The 15,148-nt window shown below is 47.3% G+C and carries 12 protein-coding genes; 2 read left to right on the top strand and 10 right to left on the bottom strand.

The window, feature by feature from the left end; genetic code table 11:
• The first annotated feature begins 459 nt into the window (after window positions 1–459).
• The gene (locus FIV04_RS03035; RefSeq protein WP_150871148.1) at window positions 460–2,007 is read left to right on the top strand and encodes a sodium:alanine symporter family protein; all 1,548 of its coding nucleotides are present in this window, start codon (window positions 460–462) and stop codon (window positions 2,005–2,007) included.
• 122 nt (window positions 2,008–2,129) lie between these two features.
• Here the strand turns inward: FIV04_RS03035 and FIV04_RS03030 are convergent, their stop codons facing one another.
• From FIV04_RS03030 to guaB, 4 genes are all read right to left on the bottom strand, one after another.
• Complete coding sequence (locus tag FIV04_RS03030; RefSeq protein ID WP_152468221.1) at window positions 2,130–2,723, bottom strand: GPR1/FUN34/YaaH family transporter; 594 nt, start codon at window positions 2,721–2,723, stop codon at window positions 2,130–2,132.
• Between the two features lie 794 nt (window positions 2,724–3,517).
• The gene (locus FIV04_RS03025) at window positions 3,518–5,257 is read right to left on the bottom strand and encodes a chitinase (RefSeq protein ID WP_152468220.1); all 1,740 of its coding nucleotides are present in this window, start codon (window positions 5,255–5,257) and stop codon (window positions 3,518–3,520) included.
• Between the two features lie 236 nt (window positions 5,258–5,493).
• Window positions 5,494–7,047 (bottom strand): glutamine-hydrolyzing GMP synthase, encoded by a 1,554-nt coding sequence (guaA, locus tag FIV04_RS03020; protein ID WP_032551338.1) that lies wholly within the window; start codon window positions 7,045–7,047, stop codon window positions 5,494–5,496.
• A gap of 199 nt (window positions 7,048–7,246) precedes the next feature.
• Window positions 7,247–8,710: an IMP dehydrogenase gene (guaB, locus tag FIV04_RS03015; RefSeq protein WP_150871141.1), complete on the bottom strand. Its 1,464-nt coding sequence runs from the start codon at window positions 8,708–8,710 to the stop codon at window positions 7,247–7,249.
• A gap of 238 nt (window positions 8,711–8,948) precedes the next feature.
• Between guaB and xseA the strand changes: the two genes are divergently transcribed.
• A complete protein-coding gene (gene xseA / locus FIV04_RS03010; RefSeq protein WP_152468219.1) occupies window positions 8,949–10,289 on the top strand; it encodes an exodeoxyribonuclease VII large subunit in 1,341 nt (446 codons plus the stop codon).
• An 86-nt stretch (window positions 10,290–10,375) separates the two neighbouring features.
• On the opposite strand, the gene ureG is transcribed toward xseA, so the two are convergent.
• The 6 genes from ureG to FIV04_RS02980 all read right to left on the bottom strand — a co-directional run bounded on the left by ureG (window position 10,376) and on the right by FIV04_RS02980 (window position 15,138).
• Window positions 10,376–11,014, bottom strand: a complete 639-nt coding sequence (gene ureG, locus FIV04_RS03005) for an urease accessory protein UreG (RefSeq protein WP_152468218.1) — start codon at window positions 11,012–11,014, stop codon at window positions 10,376–10,378.
• Between the two features lie 38 nt (window positions 11,015–11,052).
• The gene (locus FIV04_RS03000) at window positions 11,053–11,733 is read right to left on the bottom strand and encodes an urease accessory protein UreF (protein ID WP_152468217.1); all 681 of its coding nucleotides are present in this window, start codon (window positions 11,731–11,733) and stop codon (window positions 11,053–11,055) included.
• Between the two features lie 21 nt (window positions 11,734–11,754).
• The gene (locus FIV04_RS02995; protein ID WP_152468216.1) at window positions 11,755–12,339 is read right to left on the bottom strand and encodes a HupE/UreJ family protein; all 585 of its coding nucleotides are present in this window, start codon (window positions 12,337–12,339) and stop codon (window positions 11,755–11,757) included.
• 72 nt (window positions 12,340–12,411) lie between these two features.
• Window positions 12,412–12,864 carry an urease accessory protein UreE gene (gene ureE, locus FIV04_RS02990; RefSeq protein WP_152468215.1) on the bottom strand — a complete coding sequence of 151 codons (453 nt, stop codon included), beginning with the start codon at window positions 12,862–12,864 and terminating at the stop codon, window positions 12,412–12,414.
• 175 nt (window positions 12,865–13,039) lie between these two features.
• Window positions 13,040–14,743: an urease subunit alpha gene (gene ureC, locus FIV04_RS02985; protein ID WP_152468214.1), complete on the bottom strand. Its 1,704-nt coding sequence runs from the start codon at window positions 14,741–14,743 to the stop codon at window positions 13,040–13,042.
• Between the two features lie 59 nt (window positions 14,744–14,802).
• Window positions 14,803–15,138: an urease subunit beta gene (locus tag FIV04_RS02980; protein WP_152468213.1), complete on the bottom strand. Its 336-nt coding sequence runs from the start codon at window positions 15,136–15,138 to the stop codon at window positions 14,803–14,805.
• Between the last annotated feature and the right edge of the window lie 10 nt (window positions 15,139–15,148).

Below are 15,148 nucleotides of genomic sequence, written 5' to 3'. Positions count from 1 at the left end.
TTAGGCAAAATATCCTGCAATTATCTGAGATTCATACCACACCCACACATTGTGATTTTGATCACACAAAAACTCAAACTCGGCAATCTAAATGTGATTTATAGATCACATTAATGGAATGACCACCGATAAGTTTGCGTATTAAAACCACAATACAACGCCAACCTGATGTATCTATCAGCAACTTGTCAGAAAGTTGAAATTTAATTCCAAACCCAATCACATCATGAAATTCTATTTTTCCGAGAGAGATCTAACTAAAAAGATGCATTAAATTGCATTTCTATGTCGAATGGCAAACGGAAAAATAGAACTTATCGTTAACAAAAGCCCTCAAGAACATGCGATATATCACACTATTAAGCTTAGATAGATAAATAATTTAACAAGAGCATTACATGTGAAGTATTGTGTTGTACGAAAAACAATCATAAGTACAACTAACAGGGAAAAATACTCATGCAGTCATTCGTTGATTTTTTGAATGGAATAATCTGGAGTCCGGTACTGATTTACTTGTGTCTAGGCGCAGGTTTGTTCTACTCCATAATGACCCGATTTGTTCAAGTTCGTCACTTCTTTGAAATGTGGCGTTTGTTGTTATCTGGCAAAAGCTCAAGTAAAGGTATCTCATCTTTTCAAGCACTTGCCGTTTCGCTTTCTGGGCGCGTAGGTACAGGTAATATTGCTGGTGTTGCTGCCGCAATCGGTTTCGGTGGTCCTGGTGCTGTATTCTGGATGTGGGTTGTTGCCTTCTTTGGCGCGGCAACTGCGTTTGCAGAATCGACACTGGCTCAAATCTATAAAGAAGAAGATGAAGGCGAGTTCCGTGGTGGTCCAGCTTACTACATCGAAAAAGCGATGGGCCAGAAATGGTACGCGTGGATCTTCGCTATCGCGACAATCTTTGCTTGTGGTGTTCTACTACCAGGCGTTCAGTCAAACAGCATTGGTAATGCGGTAGAAGCTGCGTTTGGCACAGGCGACATGATCGAAACAGCTATCGGTACGTTCAGTTTTGCTAAAGTTTTCACTGGTACTGTTATTGCGATCATCCTAGCGTTCATCATCTTCGGTGGTGTTAAGCGTATTGCGAACTTCACGCAAATCGTGGTTCCTTTCATGGCGCTAGCTTACATCGTGATTGCTTTCGTTATCATCCTTCTAAACATCGGTGAGGTGCCACGCATCTTCGGTATGATTGTTGGTGACGCATTTACGCCTATGGCTGGTGTTGGTGCTGCTATCGGTTGGGGTGTAAAACGTGGTGTTTACTCTAACGAAGCAGGTCAAGGTACTGGTCCTCACGCTGCAGCGGCTGCAAGTGTTGACCACCCAGCACAGCAAGGTCTGGTTCAATCTTTCTCTATCTACATCGATACGCTACTAGTATGTTCAGCAACAGCGTTCATGATTCTTATCACTGGTGCATACAACGTACACGGTGGTGCTGAAGGCGCATTCCTAGTACAGAACCTAGCTGCAGATATCGGTGCGAACGGCCCTGTATTTACACAGCTTGCAATCGAAAGTGCTCTACCAGGTGTTGGTAAGCCATTCATTGCGTTCGCTCTGTTCTTCTTCGCGTTCACAACTATTCTTGCTTACTACTACATTGCAGAAACGAACATCGCGTACCTACGTCGTACTATTAAGATTCCAGGTATGATGTTTGCTCTGAAAGCGGTTCTTATCACTGCAGTATTCTACGGTACAGTGAAAACCGCCAACCTTGCATGGGCAATGGGTGATGTGGGCGTAGGTCTGATGGCTTGGCTAAACATCGTCGGTATTCTGATTATCTTCTTCATGTCTAAACCAGCTCTGAAAGCGCTGAAAGACTACGAAGAGCAACAGAAGAAAGGCGTAACTGAGTACACATTCAACCCAGTTAAGCTTGGCATTAAAGGTGCGGATTACTGGGAAGGTAAATACAAGCGTAAGACAGGCAAATCGCCTGAAGCTGAAACAACTGACAGCAAGCCAGTTGAGCAGCCATCTGCGTAAGTAAACTCCTGGGCTGAATAGATACTGAAGGCCTATTCAGAGATAAGAAAAAAACGGGTTAGCCATTTCGGCTAACCCGTTTTGTTTTCCTGTCTCTTAAGAACTGTTCCCAAACAACGGTCTTAAGCTGCGATCTCTTGCGTTGCAACTTGCGGTGCTTTCTTCTCACCGATTGGCAGTACTGTGCGACCGTATTCGTTGTTGATCACTTGAGCCATTGCAAAGTAGATAGCAGAAGCGCCACAGAAGATACCTTCAAAACCAGCGATAGTACCGATTAGTTCACTACCAGTGAAATCACGAGCTGCTAGCAGGAAGAATAGAATCGTTAGAGAACCGAATACCACTTGCTTCGCTACTGGGTAGCATAGAGAGCCGATGAACATGAAGCCTGTGAATACGCCCCACATTAGTAGGTACCAACCCATGAAGCTTGCTGGGCTTGCTGGTAGACCCATGTAAGGCATTACGATCAGACCAACCAGTGTCAGCCAAAATAGACCGTAAGAAGTAAACGCTGTCGTACCGAACGTGTCACCACGCTTAAAGCACATTGTGCCGACAATCACTTGGCTCAAACCACCGTAGAAAATACCCATAGCTAGGATCATCGAATCGATCGGGAAGAAGCCAGCGTTGTGAATATTAAGAAGAATAGTGGTCATACCGAAACCCATTAAGCCAAGTGGCGCTGGGTTAGCTAGTTTGGTCGACATTGCGAATTTACCTTTATCAAATAGGGGGTTAAACAAAACCAATAAAAATTGTAAGAAAATTTTAATCCATAAACCGTATTTGAGGTAATCCAGTTATCGAAAACTAAGGTTGAGTAAATGATCCTATGGAATATTAGTTTCATATTCAGGGCTTAGTATTCATGTTTTGTATGTGTTTTTTAGATGCGAGTGAACGAGATTCGGGATGCGAAAAGCGTGTTTAGATTCGAGTAAACGGGATTCGAGATGCGAAGAGCAATAGAGAGCGAGCTTTTCGCCACTCGCTTATTCGCATCTATCCGATTAATCGTCATTCCAGAGTCGAGGGACGAGATGTCTGGAATCTATTAAAGGCAGTCGGTATACCCAAAGGAAAGAGATTCCCTACTGCACTCGTACCTCGCTATAGGGAATGGCGGAGGGTGTTGTAGATGCTAGTAAGTGAGATGAGAGATACGAAGAGCAATAGAGAGCGCGTTTTTCGCCACTCGTATACCGCATCTATCCGATTAATCGTCATTCCAGAATCGAGGGACGAGATGTCTGGAATCTATTCAAGGCAGTCGGTATATCCAAAGGAAAGAGATTCCCTACTACGCTCGTACCTCGCTCTAGGGAATGACGGTGAGAGTTTGAGGTACCAGTGAACTAGATACGAGATGAGGGGTACTAAGAGCATTAAAGAATGCGCTCTTCGCTACTCGTTTATTCGCATCCCGAATCTGCCCCTCACCCCAAAAAACCGAGCGTATGCCCGGCTTGTTTAAACGTAATTAGCTCAGCAAGTACTGAATTTACTGACAACTAATCTCATCCCAGAACCAGTTTGATTGGACTGGGCTCTCCCAAATACCGGGGCCGTTTTTCGCAATAAAGCACTTTCCTTGGTATGTCACCTTCTCACCGTCACTTACCTGAGTAACACCCGGCTCCCAAGCAGTAAATTCACTTGGAACGACTGGTGGTTCAGTGACAGGTGGCTCGACTGGAGGGTTCGTTACCGGAGGCTCAGTCACTGGCGGGTCTACGGGTGTTGGATCTGGATCTACTGGTGGCGTTGGTTCGCCAGAGATCAACTTCCAAGGTCCGCCAGCGGAAGGCTCATCGCCTTGTGTCCACCACTTCGCTTCATAGGTTGCGCCATTAAAGATCACCTGATCGCCTGTGTTGTACACCTTATTGGCATCCCAATCATTACCACCCGGGTTGGTTCCAGGATCTACCGGGTCTAACTTCTCGACTACACGAACTTCTGGCCAGCTCGCATGAGAGCCATAAAAGTTGGTCACACACTTCTCGTAATCACCCGGTACTAATGCAGAGTAAGCGGTTTGGAAGCCAACTAACTCACACTCAAATGAAAAGCCTTCTGGGCGATCGGCGTAGTATTTCCAGTTACCATCCCAGTTGGTATAAAGCACATCTGTCGCACCATTCAGGTTTAAGCTGCCGTAAGGCGTCTGTTGCCAGCAAGTATTCTTCTCGTCTGCTTCAATTGGGATTTGATAGTGTTCAGCTAGGCCTTCCCAGTAACGGATACGATTCACTGGCTGGCCTTTATTCTTGTTCTGCTCACCACACTCAATACCACCGTTGATTACGTTGATGGTAGTTCCGAAGCCATAACCAATTCCCGCATCGAGCTCACGCTGAGAAGGTGTCCAGGTGCGGTCGATAACATGCAGCATCGCGGGCTTAGGCGCTTGAGGCGTTAGGAAGAACCAAATCGCTGAAGCTAGGTTCAACCATGAGTCTGCAACTAAACCGGGGTTATTCAAAAGCACTGTTGCATCGCCATCGAACATTACCTCAGAGAAGGCACCATAGTTAAAATGGTAAGAAAGCTGTTTCGCGCCTCGCCCGAAGTAGCCCTGCCCCGCAGCGCACGGCCAACGCGCATTCTGCCAATCATTCTGACCACAGCCTGTGGTGTAACCCTCTTGCCCTTCAGACCAACCCATTTCGCGCACGTGCACTAAGGCTTGCTGCCACTCTTCTAGCGCTAATGGATTATCAGAGGTGTTGTCTATTGCGATGTGACCGCCTGTCTCTTGAGAGAAATGAGCAAAAGCCGTGATGATGGATTTCTTACAGATGGCATCTGAATCGCGGCCATCTGTGTATTCACCACAGAACGCAGGGAACTTACCAATCGCGCGCAGGAAACGGGTATAGGTGTATTCTGGTGCCGCCATTTGCGTTAGGAAATGCCACTCGCTTTGCGGGAACACACGCTCAACGCGTTTTACGTTGTCAGGGTTGGAAGGTGAACTGGGCTCAATCGCTTCAACAATCGTATTGGAGCGAGTTTGCAGTGCTTGAGACCAAATCGCATACATAGGGTCAGAAGCCTTGGATTGCTCTACAGCTGCAAGGTCGGCTCTCGACACAAGATAGCCAGTAGGGTTTTGTGGATCGGGTTGGATATTCATGGTTGGTTGGCTATTGGTCGCCGCATGGCTTCCACCAGCGAAAATGCTACCGCCAACGAAAAGGGCACTCAAGACGAGCGCTATCGGTTTCACCTTTAACATAGTTTGTTCTCTTATAAGTAACGTCGATAAGAGAGTATGTGGCACGATGAAAAGGCTCTAGTGCCGAACGGTTAAATCGAAAAGAAGTGCGAGTCGCTTACTAACAATTTATAAATCACTTCATTTTGTCTCAATCGTTATGGGGAGTGGCTCCAAAAAAACAAAAAGCCCCGAACTGAGTTCGAGGCTTCTAGAATCTAAGACAAATTTGTCTCGATTACATCAATAGAGAGAGATTATTCCCACTCGATTGTTGCTGGTGGCTTACCAGAGATGTCGTAAACAACACGTGAAATGCCGTCAACTTCGTTGATAATACGGTTAGAAACCTTACCTAGGAAGTCGTATGGTAGGTGTGCCCAGTGAGCAGTCATGAAGTCGATTGTTTCTACAGCACGTAGAGACACAACCCAATCGTACTTACGGCCATCGCCCATTACACCAACAGAGCGAACTGGTAGGAATACCGTGAACGCTTGAGATACTTTGTGGTAAAGGTCAGCAGCGTGAAGCTCTTCAATGAAGATAGCGTCTGCGCGACGTAGTAGATCACAGTACTCTTTCTTGATTTCACCAAGAACACGAACACCTAGACCTGGACCTGGGAATGGGTGGCGGTAAAGCATGTTGTATGGAAGACCAAGCTCTAGACCGATCTTACGTACTTCATCTTTAAACAGCTCACGTAGAGGCTCAACAAGGCCCATTTCCATATCGTCCGGAAGGCCACCAACGTTGTGGTGAGACTTGATTACGTGCGCTTTACCAGTCTTAGATGCTGCAGACTCGATTACGTCTGGGTAGATAGTACCCTGAGCTAGCCACTTAGCATTCTTCAGTTTCTTAGACTCTTCGTCGAAGATGTCTACGAATACGTGACCGATGATCTTACGCTTCGCTTCAGGATCGTTCTCGCCTTTAAGCGCTTCTAGGAAACGGTCTTCAGCGTTAACGTGGATGATGTTTAGACCAAACTTGTTGCCAAACATATCCATAACTTGCTCAGCTTCGTTCAGACGAAGTAGGCCGTTATCGACGAATACACACGTTAGTTTGTCGCCGATTGCACGGTGAGCAAGCATCGCAACTACTGATGAATCAACACCACCAGATAGACCAAGGATAACTTCGTCGTCACCTACTTGTTCTTTAATACGTGCAACTGCATCTTCAATGATTGAAGCAGAAGTCCAAAGGCCTTCACAACCACATACATTAAGAACGAAGTTTTCTAGCATTTTCATGCCGTTCTTAGTGTGCGTTACTTCTGGGTGGAATTGAACGCCGTAGTATTTCTTCTCTTCGTTCGCCATTGCTGCGTAAGGACAAGTGTCTGTTTCACCTGTTTTAACGAAGTCAGCTGGGATTTCTACTACTTTGTCACCGTGGCTCATCCAAACATCTTGAGATGCTTCTAGATCAGCAAACAGTGCAGATTCACCTGTTACTTGTACTGCTGCGTAGCCGAACTCACGCTCAGTAGACGTTGCTACTTTACCGCCAAGTTGCTCAGCCATAGTTTGCATGCCGTAGCAAATACCGAATACAGGAACACCTGAATCAAATACGTACTGAGGTGCACGTGGAGAATTCTCTTCCGTTACACTTTCAGGGCCACCAGAAAGGATGATGCCGTCTGGGTTGAATTCACGAATATCCGCTTCTTCTACGTCCCAGCTCCAAAGTTCACAGTAAACACCGATTTCACGAATACGACGAGCAACTAGCTGCGTGTATTGAGAGCCGAAATCTAGAATTAGAATACGTTGGTCATGAATATTTTTAGTCATTGTAAGCAGTCTTATTGGCTATGTGATGAAACGGAGGCGAGTTTACTCACCTCTCATTAACTCTTCAAGAAATAAAGCAAACGTTTTCGTCAATTTTCTCTTACTCAATGTTTAATCACTATATAGATAGAGAAAAAACAGAGCTAGATAAAACAGTGTGCCTCTAATGGGCACACTATAAAACGTTTAAAGGAGGCGATTAACCTAGACGGTAGTTAGGCGCTTCTTTAGTAATTTGAACGTCGTGTACGTGAGACTCTTTCATGCCTGCACCAGAGATACGAACAAACTCTGCTTTAGTACGCATATCTTCTACTGTTGCTGAACCAGTTAGGCCCATGCTTGAGCGAAGACCACCCATTTGTTGGTGAACGATCTCTTTTAGGCGACCTTTGTATGCAATACGACCTTCGATACCTTCTGGTACCAGTTTGTCTGCTGCGTTGTCAGACTGGAAGTAACGGTCAGAAGAACCTTGAGACATTGCGCCAAGAGAACCCATACCACGGTAAGACTTGTAAGAACGACCGTTGTAAAGGATAACCTCGCCCGGTGCTTCTTCAGTACCAGCGAACATAGAACCAACCATCACACAAGATGCGCCAGCTACGATTGCTTTACAGATGTCACCAGAGAAACGGATACCGCCATCAGCGATAACTGGGATGCCGTATTCGTTAGCTACTTCTGCTGCGTCTGCGATTGCTGTTACTTGAGGAACACCAACACCAGTAACGATACGAGTTGTACAGATAGAACCAGGGCCGATACCTACTTTCACTGCGCTTACGCCAGCCTCGATAAGTGCACGAGCACCTGCACCCGTTGCAACGTTACCACCAATGATCTCTAGATCTGGGTAAGCTGCGCGAGTTTCGCGGATACGGTTTAGGACACCTTCAGAGTGACCGTGAGAAGAGTCGATAAGTAGAACATCTACACCAGCTTCAACAAGAGCAGCAACGCGCTCTTCGTTACCAGCGCCAGCGCCAACAGCGGCACCAACACGTAGACTGCCGCGCTCATCTTTACATGCGTTTGGCTTACGTTCTGCTTTATGGAAATCTTTTGCTGTGATCATACCGGTTAGTTGGAACTCATCGTTTACTACCAGTACTTTCTCAACGCGTGCTTCGTGCATTTTCTCTTGCACTTCTTCACGTGTTGCACCTTCTTTAACTGAAGCTAGACGCGACTTAGGCGTCATCACTACGTCTACTTTCTTAGACAAGTCTGTTACGAAGCGAACGTCACGACCAGTAATGATACCAACCAGTTCGTTTGTTTCAGTAACAACTGGGAAACCAGCAAAGCCGTGCTTCTCAGTTAGAGCGACAACGTCAGCGATTGTTGCATCAGGGCTTACTGTTACAGGGTGAGAAACCACACCTGCTTCGTAGATTTTAACCTGACGAACCATCTCAGCTTGTTGCTCGATAGACATGTTCTTGTGGATAAAGCCAATGCCACCTTCTTGCGCGAGTGCGATAGCCAGACGAGCTTCCGTCACGGTATCCATCGACGCAGAAATCATAGGGATGTTCAGTGAAATGTTTTTAGTCAACTGAGTGCGAAGATCAGCTGTGTTTGGGAGAACAGTGGAGTGTGCTGGCACAAGTAGTACGTCATCGAATGTCAGCGCTTCTTTGGCAATTCTTAGCATTTGCAATATCTCACAATTGAGGGGTAGAAAGAAAAATCCCGCTTCATCGTTTCGCATAATGAAGCTCTTAGGATTAGATATTGCGGAGGGATTATACGCACGGGGAAATCGCTTGGCTACACATTTTTGTATTTTTTATTTGCATTTACCCCCTTGATATGTATTATATTGCCGCTATCTTCCATACTCACGCCCTGTGAGATACGACATAAGACCGTCCTACAAAGATAGCGCCTCTATGACCAATCCAAACATCTTTACTGTTTCTCGCCTCAATGCAGAGGTTCGACTTCTTCTTGAAAATGAAATGGGTATTGTCTGGCTCGTCGGAGAGATCTCCAATTTCTCAGCGCCTGTCTCTGGTCACTGGTACCTCACCCTTAAAGACTCTCGTGCTCAGGTGAAATGTGCCATGTTCCGCGGTAACAACCGCCGAGTGACATTTAAGCCTCAGAACGGTAATCAAGTATTAGTTAAAGCCCGCCTGTCTCTTTATGAGCCGCGTGGTGACTATCAGCTGATCATTGAAAGCATGCAGCCTGAGGGCGATGGTCGACTTCAGCAAGAGTTTGAAAAACTCAAGATGAACCTTGCTGCGGAAGGTCTGTTTGCTCAATCAAGTAAGCAACCTCTGCCAGAACACCCTAAGCGTGTTGGTGTCATCACTTCGAAAACGGGCGCCGCTCTCTACGATATCTTGGACGTACTTAAGCGTCGTGATCCATCCTTACCTGTCGTGGTTTATCCAACCATGGTTCAAGGCGAAGAAGCTTCGATTCAGATCGCCCAAGCGATTGGACGCGCCAATGAGCGTAATGAATGTGATGTGTTGATTGTGGGCCGTGGCGGTGGTTCACTGGAAGACCTTTGGTGCTTCAACAACGAGATTGTTGCACGCACCATTGCCGCAAGCCAGATTCCAATCATCAGTGCCGTCGGCCACGAGGTGGATGTCACAATTGCTGACTTTGTTGCAGATATGCGTGCACCAACGCCATCGGCGGCGGCTGAGTTAGTGAGCCGTGATAACAGCCATAAAGAACAGGCCTTTGCGGCCAAGCGTGCACGCTTAGTCAGCGCGATTCGTCACCTATTGATGAAGCAAGCACAATCAACACATGCGCTTAAGTTCCGCTTAGAGAAACAGCATCCAAGCTACCAGCTGCAAAAACAAAGCCAGCAGCTTGATGACCTAGACATGCGTCTGCGCCGCGGGATGACTCAATACCTTAAGCAGCATCAACAGCGTGTCGAGCGTAAGCAACATCAGCTTCAGTTGAACTCACCAGTTAAGCGCTTGGGCGAACAAAAACTGCACCTGCAACGCTCTGAGCAAAAGCTATTGGATGCGATGGATAAGACACTGCTAACCACTCGCCACCAGCTCGCCATGGCCGCAGAGAAGTTAGAAACAGTAAGCCCACTCGCGACACTTAAGCGTGGCTACAGCATAACTCATTCAGCCTCTAAACAGACGGTCTCTTCAATTGAAGATGTGAATGTTGGCGAAGTAATAAAAACGCAAGTTGAAGATGGTGTGATTGAATCGCAAGTCACCCAAAAGATTGTAAAAGCATAAGTAACTAAGCAGCACTAAACTAGAAAGCCCTATCAGATTTGATAGGGCTTTTGCTTATGGGGGAAATTATCAGAAGCTGCGAATAACTAGCTTGTCTTCTCTGGCTCTTTAAGAGTGAGCATGCCTTCAGTCACGATAAAGTTGATGATGGTGTCTAGGCCTTTACTCTCTTTAAGGTTGGTAAACACAAACGGCTTAGTTGGACGCATACGTTGTGTGTCTTGCTCCATCACTTCTAGCGACGCGCCAACATAAGGTGCCAAATCAATCTTGTTAATCACCAGCAGATCCGAGCGAGTAATACCCGGGCCACCTTTACGTGGGATCTTCTCCCCTTCTGCAACGTCAATTACATAGATGGTCAGGTCGGCCAGCTCTGGGCTGAACGTCGCACTCAGGTTATCACCACCACTCTCAACAAACACCACATCAAGATTTTTGTGCAGTTTAGCTAGCTCCTCAACGGCTGCGAGGTTCATTGACGCATCTTCACGAATCGCAGTGTGTGGGCAGCCGCCTGTTTCAACACCGATGATACGATCAGGTTCTAAAGCTTCGGCTCGAGTTAGGATCTTTGCATCTTCCTGGGTATAGATATCGTTGGTTACGACCGCGATATTCAGCTTGTCGCGAATTGCTTTACACAACACCTCAAGCAGTGCGGTTTTACCAGACCCAACTGGGCCACCGATACCAATTCGAAGCGGTTGCTTATAACTTTCCATAGTCTTATTCCTTATATTCTTTCCACTACATCGTTGCGCTATGAACGAAATAGTCTTGTGTATTGTGTTTCATGCAGTGAGCTGGCAATCGAGAGCGACGGCGTGAAACTACCAATCATCCAATCTTCAATTTTTTGCGCCTGATTGAGCACTGCAGGAAATCGCTGTGTGACATTCAGTAGTGCTAGCTGACCATCGGTTTGACCAAGTGGTACTAGCTTCACGCCTGCAGTGACCAAGTTCTCTAACCAACTCCACAGGTAGCCTTGCTTTAAGTCCTCTAAGCTGATTTTCCAATGCCTTGCCGCTATGCAGAATCCCAACAGTTGATTAGGGTGCGATTGAATTGAATCCATGACAGAGACATCAATTTCCAACCGCTTAAGCAGCGTAAACAGAGCCAAACCACGCTGTTTCTCCTCCGCGCGCAGTTCGCTGGTTTCCCGGCTTGCGTACAAAAAATCACACCAGTACTCAACCTGATCGAGCTCGCCTTGTTCTAGTGCCAGATAGAGTCGATCGATAATTGGCAGCTCTAGGGTGGCGACGCTTGAGTTCGCCATGTAATTCAGCCACTGCTCCATCGTATCGCGATTGGTCACCCACCCTGCTTCCACGGCATATTCCAGCCCTTGAGAGTAGGTGAAGCCACCGATTGGTAATGAAGGGCTAATTAATTGAAATAGGCGATAGCTCGCGAGATTCGCTGTTGCTTGCATGCTTATCTCCCTAGGGGCAATTTAGGCGGCCATTAAAAATAGCGCGCTTAGCGAAGCCACACCCAGTGATGCCCATTTTGAATACAGCGCCTTGCCGGCAACATAGCCAACGCCCATCAACCCCAAAGCACTTACGCCCATGCCTGCCGCGAATTGTGTAAGGCCAGACGCAGCTTCAACGCCGTGGGCGTAACCATGGAAGAACAGGAAACCGATTGAAACCGCCAGTACGCTGTTAACCTTGGTCGTTGAAGGTGAAAAGACATGCCATAGACATAGGCTTACGACAAATAGAGAAGCGATAATCGCAGGCTCAACCACGACAGAGAAGCCCATTGCTTGACCGACCAATAGACCCGCCATAAGAGAGACAAGACCGCCACCGACTAGAGCGGATTTAACCTTGTTGGAATAAGAGAGCGCACCAATCAACATGCCAAATGCCACCAGCATAATGAGATGGTCGACGCCGGTAACAGGGTGCGTTAGACCTGAGAAAAATGAGTGAGAGCCGTGATCATGTCCAGGGTGAGCCAAAGCCAAAGTTGGTGTTGTTAGCGAAGCGATTGTTAGTGTCGTTAAGCTTGCAGCGTGTTTAAAGTTCATCGCGTAATCCTTGCTTTATTGTTATTAATATCTTTGTTGTATCTATCAAAAGATGAGTTTCAAATGACTCGATTAGTGATGGTGGTGATGACCGCCAGAGCGCCCACCATAAGCCCCACCTTCTGGTTCAAAAGGTTGTTTTTCGGTTGTTACTATTGCACCTAAACCCTCGACCATTTCATCCAGTACATGGTCGTGCTGGTAGCGAACCCAGCCTGCCTCTACTTGTAGGGGAACATGTCGGTTACCTAGGTGATACGCCACGCGCGTCAGTAGATGCGCATCATCGCAATACACCGTAGAGACGGTTTCCGGTGCCGCTTTCACTTCGACCGTTAAGCCACACTCACTGGTGAGCTGTTCGCCTCCACGTAGGATGTGTCCGCGAGGAAGAAACAAACCAGCATCACGGCCATCATCGAGCGTCACTTTAAGACGACTCTTAATACGACTATCGATCGGTAGGCTCAAAAAGCCATCGGGAGCCGTGCTCTGCTCTGCTTGAATTTGAGTTAGTTCAATCATGTTATTACTCAACCTCCATATGAGATTCATAGCCTTGTACAAGGCATAGAATTAATATCCGAGCTCTTAAAACAAGAGTGTTCAAATCAGGAGCTCTCTAAAATAATTTTTCGTAAAACCGTTCTTTTCTGAAACAGCTGCTCTCAAAACAACTTTTCTTTAAAACAACTTTTCGTTAAAACAAAAAGTAACGCTGTGCCATCGGCAGCTCTTCAGCCGGCTCACACTCAAGCAGCTGGCCATCGGCTCGAACTTGATAGGTTTGTGAATCGACTTCGATCTTCGGCATCCAGTCATTGAGCTTCATATCTGCTTTGCTGATGTTGCGACAGTTGCTGACTACTCCAATTAGGCTCTTCAGCCCAAGCTGCTTATCAATGTTTTGCGCCTTGGCTTCTTGAGACACAAACAGCATTGAGGTGTTTTGACTTGCCTTGCCCGAGCTACCAAACATAGAGCGGTAATGCACAGGCTGTGGCGTTGGGATGGAGGCATTAGGATCGCCCATCGGTGCCATCGCGATCATGCCGCCTTTCAGAATCACACTTGGCTTCACGCCAAAAAAGGCTGGTTTCCACAACACAAGGTCGGCCAACTTACCTTGTTCAATTGAGCCAATTTCATGCGCCATGCCGTGAGTAATGGCAGGGTTAATGGTGTACTTTGCAATATAGCGACGCAGACGGAAGTTATCGCTGTAGTCTGAATCCTCCTCTAGGCTGCCACGCTGCACTTTCATCTTGTGCGCGGTTTGCCAAGTACGAGTGACCACCTCGCCCACGCGTCCCATTGCTTGCGAATCCGATGCGATCATCGAGAAAGCGCCAAGATCATGAAGAATGTCTTCGGCAGCGATGGTCTCACGACGAATACGAGACTCAGCAAATGCGACATCTTCAGCAATCGACGGAGAAAGGTGGTGACACACCATCAGCATATCTAAATGCTCATCAACCGTATTAACCGTATAAGGCCTTGTTGGGTTGGTTGATGACGGCAATACATTCGGTTCACCTGCAGCGCGAATGATATCGGGCGCATGACCGCCACCGGCTCCTTCCGTATGATAGGTATGAATCACGCGCTCACCAATTGCACCGAGTGTCGATTCCACAAAGCCTGATTCATTCAAGGTGTCGGTATGAATCGCCACTTGTACATCCATCTCATCGGCGACACTTAGGCACGTATCGATCGAGGCGGGTGTTGTCCCCCAGTCTTCATGCAGCTTCAAGCCCACCGCACCCGCAGCCACTTGCTCTCGTAGTGCTTCTGGTTGGCTAGCGTTACCCTTGCCGAGTAAGCCAAAGTTCATTGGATATTCGTCTAAGGCTTCCAACATACGGTGCATGTTCCACGGACCCGGCGTACAGGTCGTGGCATTGGTACCGGTATTTGGCCCAGTACCTCCACCAATCATAGTAGTAACACCAGACGCCAACGCCTCTTCAATCTGCTGCGGGCAGATAAAATGAATGTGTGAGTCAATACCACCAGCCGTCAGGATTGCTCCCTCACCGGCTAAGATTTCAGTGCCCGGGCCAATCACAATATCAACACCCGGCTGTACATCTGGGTTACCGGCTTTACCGAGCGCCTGAATGCGGCCATCTTTAATCGCAACATCGGCTTTTACGATGCCCCAATAATCAAGTACAACGGCATTGGTGATTACAAGATCTGGCGTTTCTGCACTCACGCGCTGGCTCTGTCCCATGCCATCACGAATCACTTTACCGCCACCAAACTTCACTTCGTCACCGTAAACGGTGTAATCCTTTTCTACTTCTAGCCATAAATCGGTATCTGCAAGACGCACGCGGTCGCCGATTGTTGGCCCAAACATCTCGGCATATGCCTGTCGGGATATCGTCGCCATTATCAATCCTTTGTTATTTTGTCTCTTTGACGGTTATATGCTTTGGGTAGTGTTGACCGTTAAAGCTTACCCATCACTTTTCCTTGGAAGCCGTACACTTCCCTTGCACCTGCATAGCTCACCAGCTCCACAGTTCGCGACTGGCCTGGCTCAAAACGGGTTGCAGTGCCAGCAGGGATGTTCAGGCGATAGCCCTTAGTTAATTCTCGTTCGAAAATCAGCGAAGGGTTCGCTTCATAGAAGTGATAGTGAGAGCCTATTTGAACCGGACGGTCACCAATGTTGTTGACCTTAACTGAGACAGTATCTCGCCCTTCATTCAAGATGATGGTGCCGGGTGCGGTCTCTATCTTTCCGGGTACAAACCCGCTGTAGTTTGAATTGGAACTGGCCATTGAGCTCTCC

This window comes from Vibrio sp. THAF190c (assembly GCF_009363355.1).
Classification (GTDB): domain Bacteria; phylum Pseudomonadota; class Gammaproteobacteria; order Enterobacterales; family Vibrionaceae; genus Vibrio; species Vibrio fortis_A.
Note: the sequence above shows the minus strand (reverse complement) of the source record. Positions and strands in the feature narration are given on the sequence as shown.